The organism is Oleiphilus sp. HI0123, from assembly GCF_001635315.1.
The window spans coordinates 1-309 of the sequence record NZ_LWGE01000368.1 but is presented as its reverse complement, the minus strand read 5'-3'; the positions used below and the strand labels follow the sequence as shown (position 1 = coordinate 309).

The following is a 309-nucleotide window of genomic DNA, read 5'->3' as shown; positions in this document are numbered from 1 at the left end:
GTTTTTGATGTCTTCAAATCGTTCATGCAACGATTCGACGTCATTCATTTCTAATAACCTGTTTATGAACTCTGGGCCTGCAAATCCGTAGTTTTGATTGCAGTTTTGTTTTAAGTTATCAGAGAAACGTCTACCGCTTTGGTGTTCATGAAGTTGATCAAAAGCACCATACTCACGAGAACAAGTAATATTTAGCAGCCGCATTGAAACACCCGCTCTAGCATTGGATCCAGTAGAAGCGATCAAATCTTCTGGACTAATCTCACCGCTAGAAATAATGCTTTGTCTCCATTTATTTATAGATTGTGA

At 38.5% G+C, this 309-nt stretch carries 1 protein-coding gene; it reads right to left on the bottom strand.

The window, feature by feature from the left end; translation table 11 throughout:
* The coding region (locus A3761_RS03495) for a hypothetical protein (protein WP_197472789.1) at positions 1–204 on the bottom strand (204 nt) is incomplete at its 3' end.
* Positions 205–309 lie beyond the last annotated feature (105 nt).